The sequence below is a fragment of the Micropruina sp. genome, assembly GCF_027492755.1.
Taxonomy (GTDB): Bacteria; Actinomycetota; Actinomycetes; order Propionibacteriales; family Propionibacteriaceae; genus Micropruina.
Map to the genome: position 1 here is coordinate 1 of NZ_JAPUED010000090.1, position 15,827 is coordinate 15,827.

The 15,827-nt window shown below is 68.0% G+C and carries 20 protein-coding genes; 15 read left to right on the forward strand and 5 right to left on the reverse strand.

The window, feature by feature from the left end:
• Positions 1 to 304: 304 nt before the first annotated feature.
• Positions 305 to 985 (reverse strand): UPF0158 family protein, encoded by a 681-nt coding sequence (locus tag Q0066_RS06145; RefSeq protein ID WP_298131117.1) that lies wholly within the window; start codon positions 983 to 985, stop codon positions 305 to 307.
• Between Q0066_RS06145 and Q0066_RS06150 the strand changes: the two genes are divergently transcribed.
• The 6 genes from Q0066_RS06150 (at position 984) to Q0066_RS06170 (ending at position 4,670) form a co-directional block, all read left to right on the forward strand.
• The gene (locus Q0066_RS06150) at positions 984 to 1,874 is read left to right on the forward strand and encodes an endonuclease/exonuclease/phosphatase family protein (protein WP_298131119.1); all 891 of its coding nucleotides are present in this window, start codon (positions 984 to 986) and stop codon (positions 1,872 to 1,874) included. The genes Q0066_RS06145 and Q0066_RS06150 overlap by 2 nt on opposite strands.
• Positions 1,875 to 2,150: 276 nt before the next feature.
• Positions 2,151 to 2,702, forward strand: a complete 552-nt coding sequence (locus Q0066_RS06155; protein WP_298131120.1) for a heavy metal-binding domain-containing protein — start codon at positions 2,151 to 2,153, stop codon at positions 2,700 to 2,702.
• Between the two features lie 143 nt (positions 2,703 to 2,845).
• On the forward strand, positions 2,846 to 3,061 hold the full coding sequence (locus Q0066_RS17550; RefSeq protein ID WP_366521501.1) for a helix-turn-helix domain-containing protein: 216 nt from the start codon (positions 2,846 to 2,848) through the stop codon (positions 3,059 to 3,061).
• A gap of 115 nt (positions 3,062 to 3,176) precedes the next feature.
• Positions 3,177 to 3,476: a hypothetical protein gene (locus tag Q0066_RS06160; RefSeq protein ID WP_298131122.1), complete on the forward strand. Its 300-nt coding sequence runs from the start codon at positions 3,177 to 3,179 to the stop codon at positions 3,474 to 3,476.
• A gap of 353 nt (positions 3,477 to 3,829) precedes the next feature.
• Complete coding sequence (locus Q0066_RS06165; RefSeq protein ID WP_298131125.1) at positions 3,830 to 4,300, forward strand: hypothetical protein; 471 nt, start codon at positions 3,830 to 3,832, stop codon at positions 4,298 to 4,300.
• Complete coding sequence (locus Q0066_RS06170; protein WP_298131128.1) at positions 4,293 to 4,670, forward strand: hypothetical protein; 378 nt, start codon at positions 4,293 to 4,295, stop codon at positions 4,668 to 4,670. The genes Q0066_RS06165 and Q0066_RS06170 overlap by 8 nt, the downstream gene beginning before the upstream one ends.
• A gap of 409 nt (positions 4,671 to 5,079) precedes the next feature.
• Here the strand turns inward: Q0066_RS06170 and Q0066_RS06175 are convergent, their stop codons facing one another.
• Positions 5,080 to 5,295, reverse strand: coding sequence for a hypothetical protein (locus Q0066_RS06175; RefSeq protein ID WP_298131130.1), 216 nt, complete (start codon positions 5,293 to 5,295; stop codon positions 5,080 to 5,082).
• A 356-nt stretch (positions 5,296 to 5,651) separates the two neighbouring features.
• Between Q0066_RS06175 and Q0066_RS06180 the strand changes: the two genes are divergently transcribed.
• From Q0066_RS06180 to Q0066_RS06220, 9 genes are read left to right on the forward strand one after another with little or no spacing between them, the layout of a single operon-like run.
• The gene (locus Q0066_RS06180; protein WP_298131132.1) at positions 5,652 to 5,819 is read left to right on the forward strand and encodes a hypothetical protein; all 168 of its coding nucleotides are present in this window, start codon (positions 5,652 to 5,654) and stop codon (positions 5,817 to 5,819) included.
• A complete protein-coding gene (locus Q0066_RS06185; RefSeq protein WP_298131134.1) occupies positions 5,816 to 6,895 on the forward strand; it encodes an ArdC-like ssDNA-binding domain-containing protein in 1,080 nt (359 codons plus the stop codon). The genes Q0066_RS06180 and Q0066_RS06185 overlap by 4 nt, the downstream gene beginning before the upstream one ends.
• Entirely contained in the window at positions 6,892 to 7,209 is a 318-nt protein-coding gene (locus Q0066_RS06190) for a hypothetical protein (protein WP_298131136.1), read from the forward strand. The genes Q0066_RS06185 and Q0066_RS06190 overlap by 4 nt, the downstream gene beginning before the upstream one ends.
• Complete coding sequence (locus Q0066_RS06195) at positions 7,196 to 8,512, forward strand: hypothetical protein (protein ID WP_298131138.1); 1,317 nt, start codon at positions 7,196 to 7,198, stop codon at positions 8,510 to 8,512. Before Q0066_RS06190 ends, Q0066_RS06195 begins: the two co-directional genes overlap by 14 nt.
• Positions 8,513 to 8,538: 26 nt before the next feature.
• Positions 8,539 to 9,222, forward strand: a complete 684-nt coding sequence (locus Q0066_RS06200; protein WP_298131141.1) for a DUF1016 N-terminal domain-containing protein — start codon at positions 8,539 to 8,541, stop codon at positions 9,220 to 9,222.
• Between the two features lie 43 nt (positions 9,223 to 9,265).
• Positions 9,266 to 9,625, forward strand: a complete 360-nt coding sequence (locus Q0066_RS06205; RefSeq protein ID WP_298131144.1) for a metalloregulator ArsR/SmtB family transcription factor — start codon at positions 9,266 to 9,268, stop codon at positions 9,623 to 9,625.
• Positions 9,622 to 11,532, forward strand: coding sequence for a cation-translocating P-type ATPase (locus tag Q0066_RS06210; protein ID WP_298131147.1), 1,911 nt, complete (start codon positions 9,622 to 9,624; stop codon positions 11,530 to 11,532). The genes Q0066_RS06205 and Q0066_RS06210 overlap by 4 nt, the downstream gene beginning before the upstream one ends.
• On the forward strand, positions 11,529 to 12,089 hold the full coding sequence (gene lspA, locus Q0066_RS06215) for a signal peptidase II (protein ID WP_298131149.1): 561 nt from the start codon (positions 11,529 to 11,531) through the stop codon (positions 12,087 to 12,089). The genes Q0066_RS06210 and lspA overlap by 4 nt, the downstream gene beginning before the upstream one ends.
• Positions 12,086 to 12,433, forward strand: a complete 348-nt coding sequence (locus tag Q0066_RS06220) for a hypothetical protein (protein WP_298131151.1) — start codon at positions 12,086 to 12,088, stop codon at positions 12,431 to 12,433. The genes lspA and Q0066_RS06220 overlap by 4 nt, the downstream gene beginning before the upstream one ends.
• Here the strand turns inward: Q0066_RS06220 and Q0066_RS06225 are convergent.
• The 3 genes from Q0066_RS06225 to Q0066_RS06235 all read right to left on the reverse strand — a co-directional run.
• Complete coding sequence (locus Q0066_RS06225) at positions 12,423 to 14,903, reverse strand: hypothetical protein (RefSeq protein ID WP_298131152.1); 2,481 nt, start codon at positions 14,901 to 14,903, stop codon at positions 12,423 to 12,425. The two genes, Q0066_RS06220 and Q0066_RS06225, sit on opposite strands and share 11 nt — an antisense overlap.
• 58 nt (positions 14,904 to 14,961) lie before the next feature.
• Entirely contained in the window at positions 14,962 to 15,312 is a 351-nt protein-coding gene (locus Q0066_RS06230) for a helix-turn-helix transcriptional regulator (protein ID WP_298131153.1), read from the reverse strand.
• On the reverse strand, positions 15,312 to 15,827 hold a 516-nt coding region (locus tag Q0066_RS06235), incomplete at its 5' end, for a tyrosine-type recombinase/integrase (protein WP_298131156.1). The genes Q0066_RS06235 and Q0066_RS06230, both read right to left, overlap by 1 nt.

Here is a 15,827-nt window from a genome sequence, read left to right on the forward strand (position 1 = left end):
TCGCGGCGACCTGCCGGGTCAGGTAGTCATACCCCGACCCGGCAGTCAGTCGCCGTAAAGACATCGTCACACCCAGAACAGGCAGATAGGCTCACCCTAGGTGGCCAGCCGCCGTAAAAGGCGTAGTCAGGGGTTGGTGCCAGAGGTGTGTCAGGCACGGAGGAGCGTCCCTACAGGGGTGGGGGAGGCTGCCTGGACGGCGAGGAGGGGTGGGTCGCTGGGGGTCTCAGGGTTGAGGGCTCGGGCAGGGGCGGGGTAAGGGCTCGGTGGCGGACGACGGGGCTCTGGGTCGGGGGATCTCAGCTCAGCCACGGGTCGGGGTGTAGCCATGGTCGGCGAGCCAGGCCCGGGCGCGTCCGAGTTGGCGGTCTTCGCTGAACGAGAACCAGGCTTCGAGCAGGTCGGGCCAGCGGGTGAGAGTGTCCTTGAACCGGCGGAAAGCGCCGCGGCCCTGGATGGCGACTGCGAGGAGGTCCGCGATGGTGTCGTCGTCGAGTCGGTCGATGAAGGTCTCCATGTCGTGGTAGCCGTCGCGGGAGCCTTGGCCTTCGACCAACAGCCACCCGTCCTCGTCTTGGTCGTCGGGGTTGTCGAACTCGCTGTCGGAGTCTGCCCACTCGCCGGTGGCGGTGTTGATGCGGACGGTGGTGGTGAACCTTTCGGTTTCCAGTGCGGTGGTCAGCAGGTCAAGGTCGACCGGGAGGGGACGCAGGAAGGGCAGCGGCGCGGTGCCGAGTTTGGCGTCGAGCGCGTCTGCGAGGGTGTGGTCGCCTTCCCAGGCTCGCTCGCGGAGCCTGGTCGTGCAGTCGCAGGCGGCCGGGACCGCCGCACCGATTCCCGCGCGCAGCGCGTCGAGGAGTCCGTCGCCGATCAACTGCAGAGCGTCGTGTGGCCATTCCTCGCCCGCGATCAGGGCGAGCAGTGCGTCGCTGTCCTTGCTGTAGACCGAGCCACGCAACGCCCTGCGGATGTCGTCTGCTCCCATGAACACCATACTTACCGACAGGGGGTTTGCCGTCACCGGTGTTTGCGACGTGTTGCACGCCCGAGTGGACGGTTCACCCCGGCGGCCGGTGGTTCGTCCGAGTTGCCTGACCTACGGTCTGCTGGATACACCGCCGGATAGGGTTCACCGCGTGGAGTGCGACTCGATCCGGATCGTTTCCTGGAACTGTCAGGGCGGTTTCCGTAACAAGTGGCGTCGGGTGGTGGGGTTCGAGCCGGACATCTTGGTGGTGCCCGAGTGTGAGCCGCTAGACCTTCTAGATGCCCCGGTGTTGTTCGATCCGTTCCCGATGGAGCAGTCGCTGCGGTTCGCACGGGACGCGTCCCCGAAGGGGTTGGCGGTGTTCGCGACCAACGACTGGCGGCTCGCTGTCCATGGCGCCTACGACGAGCGCTTCGACTATGTCGTGCCGGTGATCGCATCACGGGGTGGTCAGTCGATTACGCTCGTGGCGGTGTGGGCGATGCCGAGTCCGGGGAGTGGGGACTATCCCGAGCGGCTCCATCAGGCTGTTTCTCATTACGCCGGCCTGTTGCGGGAGCCTGTGGTGATGATCGGGGACTTCAACAGCAATACCGGTTTTGACGCCGATCATCGGCTCGGTAGCCACTCCGACTTGGTGGCGCGTCTGGCCGCCGGTGGTGTGGTCAGCGTCTATCACGAGCGGACGGGTGAGGCTCAGGGTGGTGAGACTCAGCCGACGTTCTTCATTAACCGTAACCTGGCCAAGCCCTACCACCTGGACTACTGCTTCGTGTCGGAGTCGCTGTATGGCGCCGTCGCTGGGTTCAATATCGGTTCGCCTGATGACTGGCTGGACGTCAGCGATCACCTTCCCTTGGCGGTCACGTTCGCTTTGAGCCGATAGACGCCTGCGGATGGATTGGTGTCGGGCGGGGTAGGGGAGCGCCGGTCCTGGTGGAGCGTTCGATCCGCTTTGTGGCGATCCGTGGCGTTGGTGACCAGCGGCTTGGGTGGGAGTCGGGGTCTCGCGCCGAGCGTTGGCGATCTTTGTTGGCGTGCGTCGGCGGCGGCGCACTGGCACGATGAGGCGAGACGAGGAAGCTAGGACGGGACATCTCAGGTGGCCAAGTGCAGGGTGTGTAGCGAGTTGGTGTGGTCTTCGGCAAGATCGACAATCACGGTGCCGCCGGAGTTGTCAGGCGAGGTCGCGTGCGACTGGTGCCGGTCCAGCTTGCAGGCATTAGCTGAAGGGACCATCCAGCGGAGTGCCTACGCGCAGTTGACCGACTACGCACGTAAGGACGAGGTTCTGTCGGCGATCCTCACTTCCCTGTGGGAGCGGATGATGGCCGAGGAGCTTGTGCGGCGGGCCGCCTCTGTCGACCGGGTTGCCGTTGTGGAAGCGATGCCGACTACGTCCGGCTTCAACTTCGAGGGGTCCTCGATCGTCCGGTACCTGGGCTTCCGCAGCGCTGAGGTCGTGGTCGGGATGGGTGTGTTCCGCGCCATCGGGGCGGACTTCTCGGACTTCTTCGGCACCGAGTCGAACAGCCTCAACAAGAAACTCGGCGAAGCGAAGGAAGCCGCGTTCAGGAGGTTGCAGGCCGAGGTATCCGACGCGGGTGGCAACGCGATCATCGGCGTTGACCTGGACTACACGATGTTCGGTACCTCGATCGTTGGCGTCATCGCGTCGGGCACGGCCGTTGTGATCGAACCGTGCGGTGACTGACACTCGCTCGCCGGTTCGGGCGGTTGTCCGCTCGCCTAAGTTGGCTGCGCTGGCTCAACGCGATGACCTCTGTCCAGGAGGGGCGGACCCGGAGCGCCGGGGGCCCGGACGAAGGGATGCGCGGAGTGTCGGGCATTTCCCGCATGGCTGCGGATGAGTTGGATGAGCTGGCTCAGCTGACTGCCGAGTACGGCCGATTGATCAGCTACGCCCAGGCTGCCGAGATCACAACGGCGTCGGTCCGCACTCTCAAGCGGCTCACAGCCGCTGGCGATCTGCCCTGCTACCGGATCGGTCGGGCCAGGGTCCTGAGAGTGAGGACTGCTGATGTGTACGCCCTGATCCGGCGGGTCGCCTGACCGCGCTGAGGCAGCCTTGCCCCGTCCTCTTCGCGGTGGAGTTTCCCAGCGCTGGCCACCGAAGCCTTCGCTGACTGCCTGTCATGGGTGAGCGTTCAGTTCGAAGGAGGCCAGGGTGTCCAGACAGGCAATGAGGCAGGCCGCGCGGCGACGTGTGCAGGAAGCGCTCGCGGTCAAGCAGAAGGAACGCGAGGCCCAGGAGCGCCGACTCCAGGCCTCAGCGGTGGCGGTGTTGACCGCGCTGGCCGAGCGCGACGCTGCGATCACTGTGGCTGAGCAGGCTGCCGCGACGTCGATCGCGGCGATGGTCGCCGAAGGGCTGAGCCTGGCCGAGATCGCCGACTGGTGCGGTGGGCTGGAGGTCCGTGAGGTCACCAGGCTGTCCAGGATCGCACCGCAGGGCGTGGCATCGTGAGCGGCCAGCCGGTGCGCTGGCGGGCGAGTTGGGCGTTCGCGCAGATCACTGGAATCTTGTTCAGCGCCTCGGTCTGGATCGTGCTCATGGCTGTCGCGCCGGAGGTGGTTGTGTCCGTGCTGCTGGGTGGGGTCGTCTTCGTCGCCGGGTTCCGGACGCGTGTGGTGCTGTGGCTGGTGTTCGGAGCACGACCGGCTGTCGGGCGCGATCGCGAAGCTCTGTTGCGCGCAATCGTGCCGGTCTCTTCACTGCGTGGCCGAGGCCAGCCCGAGGTGTTCGTGGGCCGAGGGCGTAGGTCGCGCGGCTGGGATGTCCTGGTTCCGTGCCGGGGTTCTCTGCTGACGAGCGAGTTCATGCTGGCCCGGATCAGGGCGGGTCAGGTCTCCGACATCGAGGTGAGCATCCGGGTCGCGCGCGCGTTCGGTCAACTGCCGGCGGTCGGATCTCGGCTCACGCTGGCGGTTGCCGTCTACTGCCTGCCGTGGGCGATCGTCGGCGACGCAGCGCGGAGGGTCGCGCGTCGGCTGGCGCGGGTGCCGCTGATGCCGCTGTCGTGGCGGATGCGTCCGCTGGTGTTCGGTCTTGGGCTGATGGACGCCGTCCAGCACGCCCGGTGGCAGGCCACCGTCCCGCTGCTCGTCCTTGCGGTCCTGACCTACACGACCGGACCACTCAACCGAGCCTGGCGACGCAAGTTGACCGAGATGGGCAACCGCCGCGTCGCCGACGAGGGTCCAGAACTGGTACACGCAGCGACGCCGCTCAGCCCGCGCTATCCGCAAGGCCATCGCTCCGTCGTCGATCTGGAGGTGCCTCATGAGTGACCGGACTGGTATCGAACTGGATGCGCAGGAGGCCTACGAGGCGATCCGCAGTATCAACCACGCCACGATCTTCACCGGCGACGGCATCCCGGCGCCGGTGGTGTATCGGGTGCTCGGGTTCCTGCAGAGCGCCGGCGGCTACGGGTTGGCCCAGGCACTCGGACAACTCGCCCGAGGCCTGGAGCGGTCACTGTCCACCTACGACGTCTGTGAGGACGACGGCCGCGACCCGGCCGACTCGGTCGCTCACGCCGTGAGCTCACTAACAGACGCCGCGGACCTGCTGCAGCGCGTGGGCCCGCTGCTCGATGACGCGCAGGCGGCGATATCCCGCCAGGGCTACCGCACTCAGGGTCATGGCGCCGGTTAGCTCGGTGAGACTCGATGCCTCTGGAGTCGGTTGAGTCCCAGCTCCGGACCATCCGACCTTGTAGTTCCGGTGGGCTGAGCCTGTCAGTCCCCACTGGGAGACTGCCAAGATGCTCAGACCCGACACCCGTGACTACTCGAAGCTCATTGCCCACCAGTCGGTGGGGGTGCCCCCGAAGGGGGAGCCGCTGAACCCGCCGCGACCGGCTCGTTGCACGGCTCGGTCATACGGCGGTGAGGTTGTGGTTGTCGAGGGTGTCGTAACCAGCCGGATGGGCAACTGGTTGGCGTTCTCAGCTGAGTACGAGGGCTGGGGCCAGTGGATCGCGATTGTGCGGTCGTCCTGTTGCGAGCCGCTGGACTGACGATGCCGGCTAGCAGATTCGATGGTCTCGGTGTCGGCGGGTGACTCAGAGCTCTCCGGTGGTGTTCCAGCGCAGCACCGCCTCGCGCAGTTCGCGACGGGTCTGCTGGCGATCCGCACGCCGCTCGCGACGGTGGAGATCGCCGCAGTGGCACATCTCGCACGAGCACAGCCCGCGGCCGTCCCACAACCAGTCCCAGTGACAGTGGCCGCGCCCCTGCCACAGGGCGTCCAAGGAGTACGGGTCGGGAAGGTCACACACGCCATCGGCGTGATCGTGGACTTCAACGCACGGAACATCGCCACGAGCAAGACGAACATGGAACGGTGCGTGGGCATCGGTACGAGACACAGTGGGCCTCCGAGGGCTCTGGAGCCCCGGCCCGCGATCCCTCGGTGAAGGACGGAGGGGGCTATGGTTTGAGCTCTCTGCGCGGTCGTGTCCTCATGGATGTCATCTTCGCATGAGCCGCCGACCGTCGTGGTGCCGAGCGCCGCTGCCGCCGTGGCGCGTGCGTGCCTCTCGCGCTGATGGTGGCCACCGAAGCCTTGGTCATCTGCCTGTATGAGTGAAGGGCCTTCGCCCCTTCCTCGCTGCAGAGCCTGGAGGTGCCGCTGATGGACGCGTTCGCTGACGCAGGAGCCGGGATTCGTCTCCGTCCGGCTGATCTCCCACTGGTGCTGCAGGAGCAACTCGAACTCCTCGACGTGCGCCAGGCCGCCGGCGCCACGGACGCCGAACTGGCCGAACTGGTTGCCGAGCTACGCCAGCTGCAGAGCTGGTGAGTGTCGTGTTCGGTCGGGACTGGACGCCGCAGGAGCGGGCTGAGGCTCGCCGCCACACGGTCGATCAGTTGCATGCGCAACTGGCTGAGCAGGTCTCTAGGCTGGACAGCCTTGGGGCCTGGCAGCAGTGGCTGGGTCTGGTGCGCAGCCTCCATTCCTACTCGTTTGCGAACACGCTCCTCATTGCTGCGCAGCGGCCGGACGCGACGATGGTGGCCGGGTTCAACGCCTGGAAGCAGCGGGGCCATTGGGTTCGCAAGGGCGAGAAGGCCATCAAGATCCTGGCGCCGATCCTGCACAAGATCCCGCTGACCGACGCGGCGGGACAACCGGTGCTGGACGACCACGGCGAGCCGCGGTTCCGTAGGCAGATGGTTGGTGTGAAGCCGGTCAGCGTGTTCGATGCCAGCCAGGTCACCCCCGAGGTGGCCGGTCCACCACAGCCACAGCTGCTGACCGGTCAGGCGCCGGCGGGGTTGTGGGAGTCGCTGTCGGAGCTGGCGAAGGTCGAGGGCTACACGGTGACTCGCGGGGATTGCGGGCCGGCGAATGGGCACATCGACTTCGAGACTCGCGAGATCCGGGTGAGGGCTGATGTCGGTGAGCTGATGGCCTGCAAGACGCTGTGCCACGAGGTGGCGCACGCTCTCACGATGACACCCGCCGATGTCGAGACCTATGCTCCGCAGCGGGAGTTGCGGGAGGTCGAAGCCGAGTCCGTGGCGTACACCGTGCTCGGCGCGCATGGAGTCGATAGCTCTCAGTACACGTTCGACTACGTGGCTGGCTGGGCCGCCCGTGCCGCCACCGGCAGCACCTCGATAGCGGACATCATCACCGCGACCGGGCAGCGCGTGATCGCCGCCGCCGATCGCATCCTCTCCCACACCAACCCATCGCCCGCCATCGAGGACGACCTGGTCGACCAGTGGGGACAGACCGTCCAGCCATCCCCGGCGATCGCCGCTGAGCCGGTGTCGTGGGAGGTCGTCTCCGATGCTGTCTCACGGCTGGTTCGTGGCGAGCAGAAGGCCCTCCCGCGAACTCCGCACGCCCTGCCGGGGGTGCCGCGATGACCGCCGAGGACGACCAGATGACGCCGGCGGAGTACGCCTTCAGCGAGGCGCTGGGTCATGTTCGTAATGCCACGTCGGCCCTGTTGGGTGAGGAGGATCAGTCCAGCGACAGCCTGCTGCTGGGGATCGCCGGGCTGGATCTGCAAGGCCAGTTCGGCGACATCTGGCCGGTCTGGATCGACGATGACCGAGCCGCGGCGGAGTCCCTCGCCGAAGCCGAGCGGCTCCTCGGTGGGGTGATCGATCAGGTGCCGCTGGGGCTGTGGGCCGCGCTGACATCATTGCGACGGCAGGTCAGTGATGGCGACCGTTGACGACCTGCTGCGCACCTTGCACCGTCAAGCCGCCGGACTCCGTCCGGTCGGTGACACGGCCCGGCAACTCCCTGCGCACCTGCGCGGCTGGATGCCGCTGGCGACCAACGCATTGCGGGTTCTGGAGCCGCTGGACCCGCGTCCAGATGACCGCGAACTGTACGGACTGCTGCACACCCTCAGCCAAAGCCCCGGCATCCGGTCAGGCCGAGCAGATGCCGGAGTCGCCCGAGTCGCGTTGACCGTCGGAGCCCTGGGTGACGTGCTCAACAGCGCCCCCGAGGCCGTCGCACACGCTGGTCAGGTCCAGCGCTCCAGGCTGCAAGCCAGCATCCACGCAGCCTTGCACGCGACCGCCCGGAGGACCTTCGACATCGCCCAGGCCGCCGGTCACGAGCGCGCCGGCGACACCGTACGCAAGGTCGCCCAAGCCACTGAACTCGCCGCGCTCCTACCGCCGATGGCCAGGGTCTCCACCCTGGAACGCCTCACCGTGACCCGGCTCACCCCCGACACCGTCGACGGAGCCGTCCAGCTATGGGCCGGTGTCGCTGAGCAGACATTCCACAACTTCCGGCTGGTCACCGGTGTCGCGCTGCAGGACGCCGCCGCCACCCTCGCCCTATTGAGTCTCACCGCCGCCGACACCCTGCAGCAGGCCGCACGCCGCAACATGCTTGACCGCGGGCCAGCCCGAGAAGCAGCCCGGCTCCTGGCCGAGGCATCCGATGCTTGGCGTGCCGCCGCGACCTGGCCGTCCCGAGTCCAACTGGGAGGCCGCGCCTACGAGCATCAACAGGCCGCCCGGGCCGTCCGGGAAGCCCTCACCGGGCCACCACTGGCCAGGCTCACCCTGCGCCAACAAACCCAGACGCTGCGGGCTGCGGTCAGCGCCGCCGTCGCCATCGGGGTTCTGCAAGTCGCCGCGGTTGCTGCCGCTGCGGAGCGCGGTGGGTTGTGGATCGCGCACGAGCGTCCCAACCTTCGCCCACCCGGAGTGCAGCGCCGCCAGGTCAAACTCGACTGGGAGACCATGGGCTGGGGACACCCCGCCGGACGCCACCTCACCGACCAAGCCCACGCCGCCCACCAGGCGCTTGCTGCCGCCGCCGAAGCGCTCGACCAGGCCGTCCTCCCCGGAGCACCATTGCGGGGCGACGCCGGCCGGATCGAACTCGTCGGCAACCGCATCGTCGCCGACTGGTGGGAGACCATCGAACCGGCCACCCGCCACCCGAGGCCAGACCGGGAAGTCTCCGCTCGTGGCCATCGCGCGTCGGTCGACCGCGGTATCGGCCGGTGACCGGGCAATGGGAAGGGTCTGGAAGTATGACTGACGTGGTCCCAGCCAACTACGCCTCGACCCTGAGTAGCATCAAGCATCTCGTCCACCAGTCCCGCTACGCCGCCCAACAGCGGGTCAACACCGAGCTGTTGCGCCTCTACTGGCACATCGGCGACACGTTGAGACAACGCCAGCGCGATGCTGAGTGGGGCAGTAACGTCGTCGGTAGGCTCGCCGACGATCTGCGGGCGGAGTTTCCGACAATGCGAGGTTTCTCCAGGGCGAACCTGTTCTACATGAGGCGGGTCGCCGAAGCCTGGCCGGACGTCACCGAGTTCGTCCAGCAAGCTGCTGGACAAATTCCTTGGACCCAACTGACGCTTCTCCTCGACAAGGTTGACGACCCAGCGCTACGCGACTGGTACGCCGCCAGATCGGCTGCTCATGGCTGGTCCCGCGCCGTCCTGGGGCATCAGATCGCCACCAGCCTTCACCAACGGGAGGGCGCCGCCCCCACCAACTACGAGGCCGCACTCGAGCGGAGTGACTCCGCGCTGGCCCAGGAGATCACGAAGGATCCGTACGCGCTCGGATTCCTGGCCGTAGGCAGTGACATCAACGAGCTGGACCTGGAGAACCGGCTGGTCGAGCGCATCATCGAGACCCTCCGCGAACTTGGTCCGGGGGATTGGGATGCCGCGGAGTCGAAACTGGCGCTATTGGTCTGATCGACCACCTGGGATAGGTCACCAACTGCTGTATAGTCATGGGGTGCTGACTATTGCTTCACGCCTCGACGTCATGAACCGGCTCGGCCGGGCCATGGCCGATCCGACGCGTTCTCGTATCCTGATGGCCCTTCTGGACGGTCCGAGCTATCCGGCTGTGCTGTCCCGTTCGCTTGAGCTGGGCCGGTCGAATGTCTCGAACCATCTGACGTGTCTTCGTGATTGCGGGATCGTGGTCGCTGAGCCCGAGGGCCGTCAGACGCGCTACGAGATCGCGGATCCGCATCTTGCGGCGGCGCTCAAGTCACTGGTCGACGTGACGCTCGCGGTCGATGAGAACGCCCCTTGCCTGGACGCCTCGTGCACGGTGCCGGGTTGCTGCGGAATCGGAGCGGGCGCATGAGTGAGGTGACGAAGCCCCAGGTGGAGGGCGTCGAGCTCGAGGATGACGATGACGATGACCATGACGGTCCCTGGTGGACCGATCGCGGAATCATGGTCCCGGTCTTCTCCGGTGTCGCTTTCCTCACCGGCCTGATCCTGGAGTGGTCCGGGATGGAGATCCCGGCGCTGGTGTTGTTCTGGGCCGGCCTGCTGCTGGGTGCATCCACGTTCACTCCCGGCGCGATCCGGAAGCTGTTCAAGGGCAAGCTCGGCATCGGGCTGCTGATGACGATCAGCGCCGTCGGTGCGGTGATCCTCGGCTACGTCGAAGAGGCCGCCGCCCTGGCGTTCCTGTACTCGATCGCCGAGGCGCTGGAAGACAAGGCCATGGACCGTGCCCGCGGCGGACTGCGGGCACTGCTCAAGCTCGTCCCCGAGACCGCGACCGTCCGCCGCGGCGGGGCCTCTGTTGAGGTCGCCGCGAAGGACCTGGCTGTCGGGCAGCTCATGCTGGTGCGACCGGGCGAGCGGATCGCGACCGACGGCATTGTCCGCACTGGCCGCTCCAGCCTCGACACCTCAGCGATCACGGGGGAGTCGATCCCGGTCGAGGTCGAGCCCGGCGACGCCGTATCTGCCGGCGCGATCAACACCGCTGGTGCGCTGGAGGTCGAGACGACCGCAGCGGGCACCGACAACTCGCTGACCACGATCGTCGACCTGGTGGAGAAGGCGCAGGCAGAGAAGGGCGACCGCGCCCGCCTCGCCGACCGTATCGCCCGCCCGCTCGTGCCCGGCGTACTCATCCTCGCTGCGCTCGTCGCGATCATCGGGTCGTTGTTCGGCGACCCGGAGCTGTGGATCACCCGCGCCCTGGTCGTGCTGGTGGCGGCGTCGCCGTGCGCGCTGGCGATCTCGGTGCCGTTGACGGTGGTGGCTGCGATCGGGTCGGCGAGCAAGTTCGGTGTGATCATCAAGTCCGGTGCGGCGTTCGAACGGTTCGGCGTGATCCGCCACGTCGCTGTCGACAAGACCGGCACCCTGACCCGCAACGAGCCCGCCGTCACCGCAGTCCTCACCGCCGACGGCATCACCGAGGAGCAGGCGCTGGCGTGGGCGGCCGCGCTGGAGCAGCACAGCACCCACCCCCTCGCCGCCGCGATCACCGCTGCCGCGCCGGGCGCTCCTGCGGCGGAGGGCGTGACCGAGCAGGCCGGCCACGGCATCGAAGGTGAGCTCGATGGCGCGCGGATCACGGTCGGCAGTCCCCGCTGGCTCGACGCCGGGACCCTCGGCGACCGGGTCGCGGGCCTGGAGGAGCAGGGCATGACGGTCGTCATCGTCCACCGCGACAGCACGCCGGTCGCCGCGATTGGCGTCCGCGACGAACTGCGCCCCGAGGTCCCCGAGGTCGTCCGCACCCTCGCCGCACAGGGCGTCGGGGTCACCATGCTCACCGGCGATAACGCCCGCACCGCCCGCGCCCTCGCCGCCCAAGCCGGGATCGGTGACGTGCGTGCCGAGCTGCGCCCGGAGGACAAGGCCGCCGCGATCGCGGAGCTCGGTCAGCACGGGTCGGTGGCGATGATCGGCGACGGCATCAACGACGCTCCCGCCCTCGCCGCTGCCGACATCGGCATCGCGATGGGCGCGACCGGCTCGGATGCCGCGATCGAATCCGCCGACGTCGCCTTCACCGGCCACGACCTGCGCCTGCTCCCGCGAGCGTTCGACCACGCCCGTCGCGGACGCCACATCATCAACCAGAACATCGTCCTGTCGCTGCTGATCATCACCGCCCTGCTCCCGCTCGCCCTCTTCGGCGTCCTGGGACTTGCAGCCGTGGTGCTCGTGCACGAGATCGCCGAGGTGGTTGTGATCCTCAACGGCCTGCGCGCCGCCCGCACACGGAAGACCGGCGCGTGACCGCGCAGGACATCGCCGCGACGATCGACGAAGACGATGCGGGCCCACGGCCGCAGGCGAGGAGAGCCCTCGGCGTCGCCCTGATTGTGGCCTTGCTCGCTGTGGTGCTCGACCAGGGCTCGAAGGCCCTCGCCGTGGCACAGCTGACCCCCGGTGAACGGGTCCCGCTGGTCGGCGACCTGTTCGGCCTGTCCCTGGTCTACAACCCCGGAGCCGCGTTCTCACTCGGCTCCGGGGCCACCTGGATCATCACCCTCCTCGGCGTCCTCGCCGCCGTCGCGGTGGTCATCTTCGCAGTGCGGCTGAGCGGTGCCCGGTGGGGCCTCGTACTGGGGCTGGTCCTCGGCGGGGCCGTCGGCAACCTCATCGACCGGCTGCTGAACCCGCCCGCGTTCGGACGCGGGCAGGTCACCGACTTCCTCGCCTACGGCGACCTGTTCGTCGGGAACGTCGCCGACGTCGTCGTCGTGCTCGGTGTCGGCCTGGTCTGCCTGAACCTCTTCAGATCTACCCCTCGCACGACAGCGGACAGCGAACGAACGGACAGCCCTTCATGAAGGTAGAGCTGCTACACATCGTCGACTGCCCAAACACCGCCATCGCAGAAGCGCACGCGCGCGCCGCGCTGGACACGCTCGGGTTCACCGACGTGCCCGTTGAGTTGGTGACGATCCAGACCGAAGCTGAAGCGGCGAGCTCTGCGTTCGGAGGCTCGCCCACGATCCTCGTCGATGGCGTCGACCTGTTCCCGACGGCACCGGTTCAGTCGCTGGCGTGCCGCGTCTACGCGACGGGAAGCGGGTTCGCCGGAGCACCTACTCAGGAGCAGTTGGAGGTTGCCTTGCGAGACGCGGGTGATCTCGCTTCGCGCGCTCCTGTGCATGTGTCGATCATCGCGTGAGTGCGCTGTAGCGGGCGTTGCTGGCCACGACGGCATCCACCCAGCGGGTCGCCGCGACGATGTGCAGGCCGGTCAAGCGGGCGATCACGGGGGCCGGGAGCTCCTGGGCGAGAGAGGCCAGAGCGCCGGCGCGAGCGTGACGGGCCCGGATGGAGAATTTCGCCAGCCTGTCAGTGAGGGAGTCGCGGGAGAGCGGAGCGCCGTGATTCTGCCCCGGAAACAGCCAGTCCGATTCGCCGGCGTCGGTGAGCAGACGCGGCGCGTCGCGGTGCTCGCGCGCGGCGATCGCGAGCTGACCGATCGCCTCGGGTAGCTCCAACGGGTCTGGCCCGAGTCGGATCGTCACCCGCTCCGTGCCGGTGATGTCGGTCACGCGCAGCAGATGCAACCGGGCGACCGGGATCCCGAACAGCAGGAGCAACGCCCCGGCAAGCCTGGTCCGAGGATCCTCGTCCTCGGCGCTGAGCACGTCGCCGAGCAGCTCCCAACGTTCGTCGGCGCTGGCGCCCGTGGGGGTGTTCGCGCTTCGGCGGAGGGGAGGGACGCGCAGGCGAGGGCAGACCTTGTTGCTGGCCGCCCACTCCAGGAATGCCGTGACGCGTCGACGAACCGGGGGGCCGTCAACGAGCCAGAGCTCGAGTCGTCCCTGATCGAGCATCGCCAGAGACTCCGAGCGGATGGTAAGCCAGCTCATCAGGTCGAGAACTTGCTGCAGCTCCTGCCGCCGCCCGTCCGATTGCCGTCGCCCGACCGGGCGGGCCTGTTCGCGTAGCTGCCGCAGATGACGCCAACGGACGAACCGGTCGAACAGGCGGCGATGATCCGGGTTGGCGATCTGGGCCGACCGGTCTTGGCACCAGGTCTCGAATCGGATCAGTTGCTCGTCCCGTGCGGGCAGCAGGCCATGCTCGGCTAGCAGTGCCCTCACGGGGCCTGTCGACCCTGGCGTGCCGAGTCGATCCAGCAATTCGTGGCTCAGCGGCTCTGTGCTCGTCAGTGCCTCTCGCAGGATCGCGACCGTAGTGTTGCGGCGGAAGGCGTCCAAGGTGCGTCGCTCGTCCGCGGCGAGGAATCGTTCCCGCATTGCGGCGAGCGTCGGATCCGCTGCGACGACGCTGTCGGGCAGCAGCTCGCGGATCTTGTCGTCGGCGTAGCAGCGATCACACCATCGGCGGTGGTGCAGGCGACCGTGCGCCCCGCAGCGACGGCAGTCGCGGAACATCAGCGGGCTGTTCCGGGCGCAACGTTGGCAGAGCGGACCTTGATCGGTGCGGGCGCTGACTCGCGTGTCGCGGCCGCAGCTGATGCAGGTCTCGGCGACGTGCGGGGCGCAGTACCAGCAGAGGGGCTCCCCGTCCGGGGTCACCCGGATCGAGTACCCCACCCGGGTGCAGATCGAGCAGGGCCTGCGGGGGCGTGCGCAGGGGAGGCAGATCGCCTTCACTGTTCCCGCGAACCGGCACTCCCGCTCCTGACCGCACTGGTGACAGACATCAACTCTGGTAGCGGCGTAGCAGCTCAGGCAGATCGCTTTCTCGGTGCCGGGGAACCGGCACCGACCCTGGGCGCCGCAGACCGTGCAGACATCAGCGCCGGGCGCGGTCCGGCAGGCGGAACACATCGGCCCGTCCGGGGTGCGCACCGCGATCAGCCGGTGATTGCCGCAGCTGACGCAGCTAGCCCAGGATTCCGGGAGCTGGTTTGTGCAGGCCTGGCAGAGCCGGTCACCGTTGGCGAGCCGTAGCTCGAGGTGCGCGGTGTTTCCACAGCCGTCGCAGACCGCCTGGTGCGCCGCCTTGTAGCAGGAGCTGCAGCAGATCCTTCCCCCGAGCCGGTCCGGGAGCCGTCCGGAGCGACCGCAATGTCCGCAGGTCAGGGCCGGCAGCCGGGCACCGAGCTCACGCAGCCGCGTGTAGAAGGCCGCAAACAGCGTCGACGAGGCGGGAGGGTCGGCGAGCCAGCCTGGCCCGAACAGTTCGCACTCCAACGCCAACCGCAACAGCCGGTCCGCTTTCAGGCCCTCGGTCGCCGTGAGCATCATGTGCATGGTCCCGCCGGGGATGTGCGAGGCGACGAAGCGATCCAACCGCTTGTCAGTCACGTCCTGCAATGCCCGCCAGCACGAGCGGCAGTAAGCGTGGTCACCCACCTGCGCGTGCCGCAACTGCTCACTCCGCTCGCATTCGACGCAGTCGATCAGCACGTCCAGACGCGCCCGCCCGCACGCCGCGCAAATCCGGTCCTCACCGTCGCGGCAGTTCAACAGCACGACTCGGCCGCAGCGCGCGCACCCCGGCGGGCGGACCGTGCTGCCACCGGCGGCAGCGAGCTCGAGCAGGATCCGGTCCAGCACCAGCGGAATCCGCGTCGATCCCGCGACCAGCATCCCCGGGTCCTCACGCAGTTGCGCGAGCAGCCGGCGTCTTCCCGCCTCTTGCACGACCTCGCGGTCCACGATCCCGCCGATCACCCCAGGCGCGACCGTCGTCTCGACCGCGGCGATCGTCGCGACCAGGGCGTCGCGAACCTCAGCCATCTGCGGGAAGCACGCGCGCCCGCGGTGGGCGCAGGCCCTTCTCCCGCAGTGTCGCGGCGCCGCTCGCGGACCGGTCCTCGCCGTCCGTGCCGGTCGCGGCCGCCGACGCTCCCAGGTCGACCTTGCGGACCAGGTCGTCCGCGCTGCACTCGAAGATATCCATCAGCGCGACGAGCACGTGCATGTTCAGTCGCTCCGGCTTCTCCGTCGCCAGCCGGTAGATCTGGCTCGCCGACAGCTCGATGCCGCGCTCGCGCAGCAGCGGCACCAGCTTCGAGGTCGCGAAGATTCCCGACGCCGCCATCACCTCACGTAGCCGCCACTCATACCCGATCACCCTCATCAGCTCGATCCTTCCTCCCGCGGCCGCAGCCGCTCCAACGCATCCCGCATCATCTTGTTCGCGAAGTCGCCGCTGATCCCGGTGTAGATCGACGTCGTCGACTGGTGCTGGTGCCCGACCTGGCGTTGCACGAAAACCGGGTCCACACCCTCCTCGATCAGGTGCGTCACGTAGCTGTGCCGCAGCGCGTGCGGCGACAGCACCGGGTCGAGCCCAAGATCGTCGCGGTACTCGGCGAACCGGTCAGACAGCTCCCTCGTGCGCAGTCGTGTGCCGCGCTCCGACAACCACAGAGCCCGCTGACCGTCGGGCCGCATCAGCGGCCAGACGTTCTTCACATAGTCCTCGACGGCCTCGACCGCCCAGTCCCGCAACGTCGCCACCGATCGGCGCTTGGGCGGTCCGCCGCGGGAGGCCTTGCCGTACCGGACGTGCAGCATCCCGTAGTCGCCGAACTCTGGGGTGAGTATGTCAACTCGACTTGGCCCCACTAGGGCGGCTTGAGTTGGCCCCAC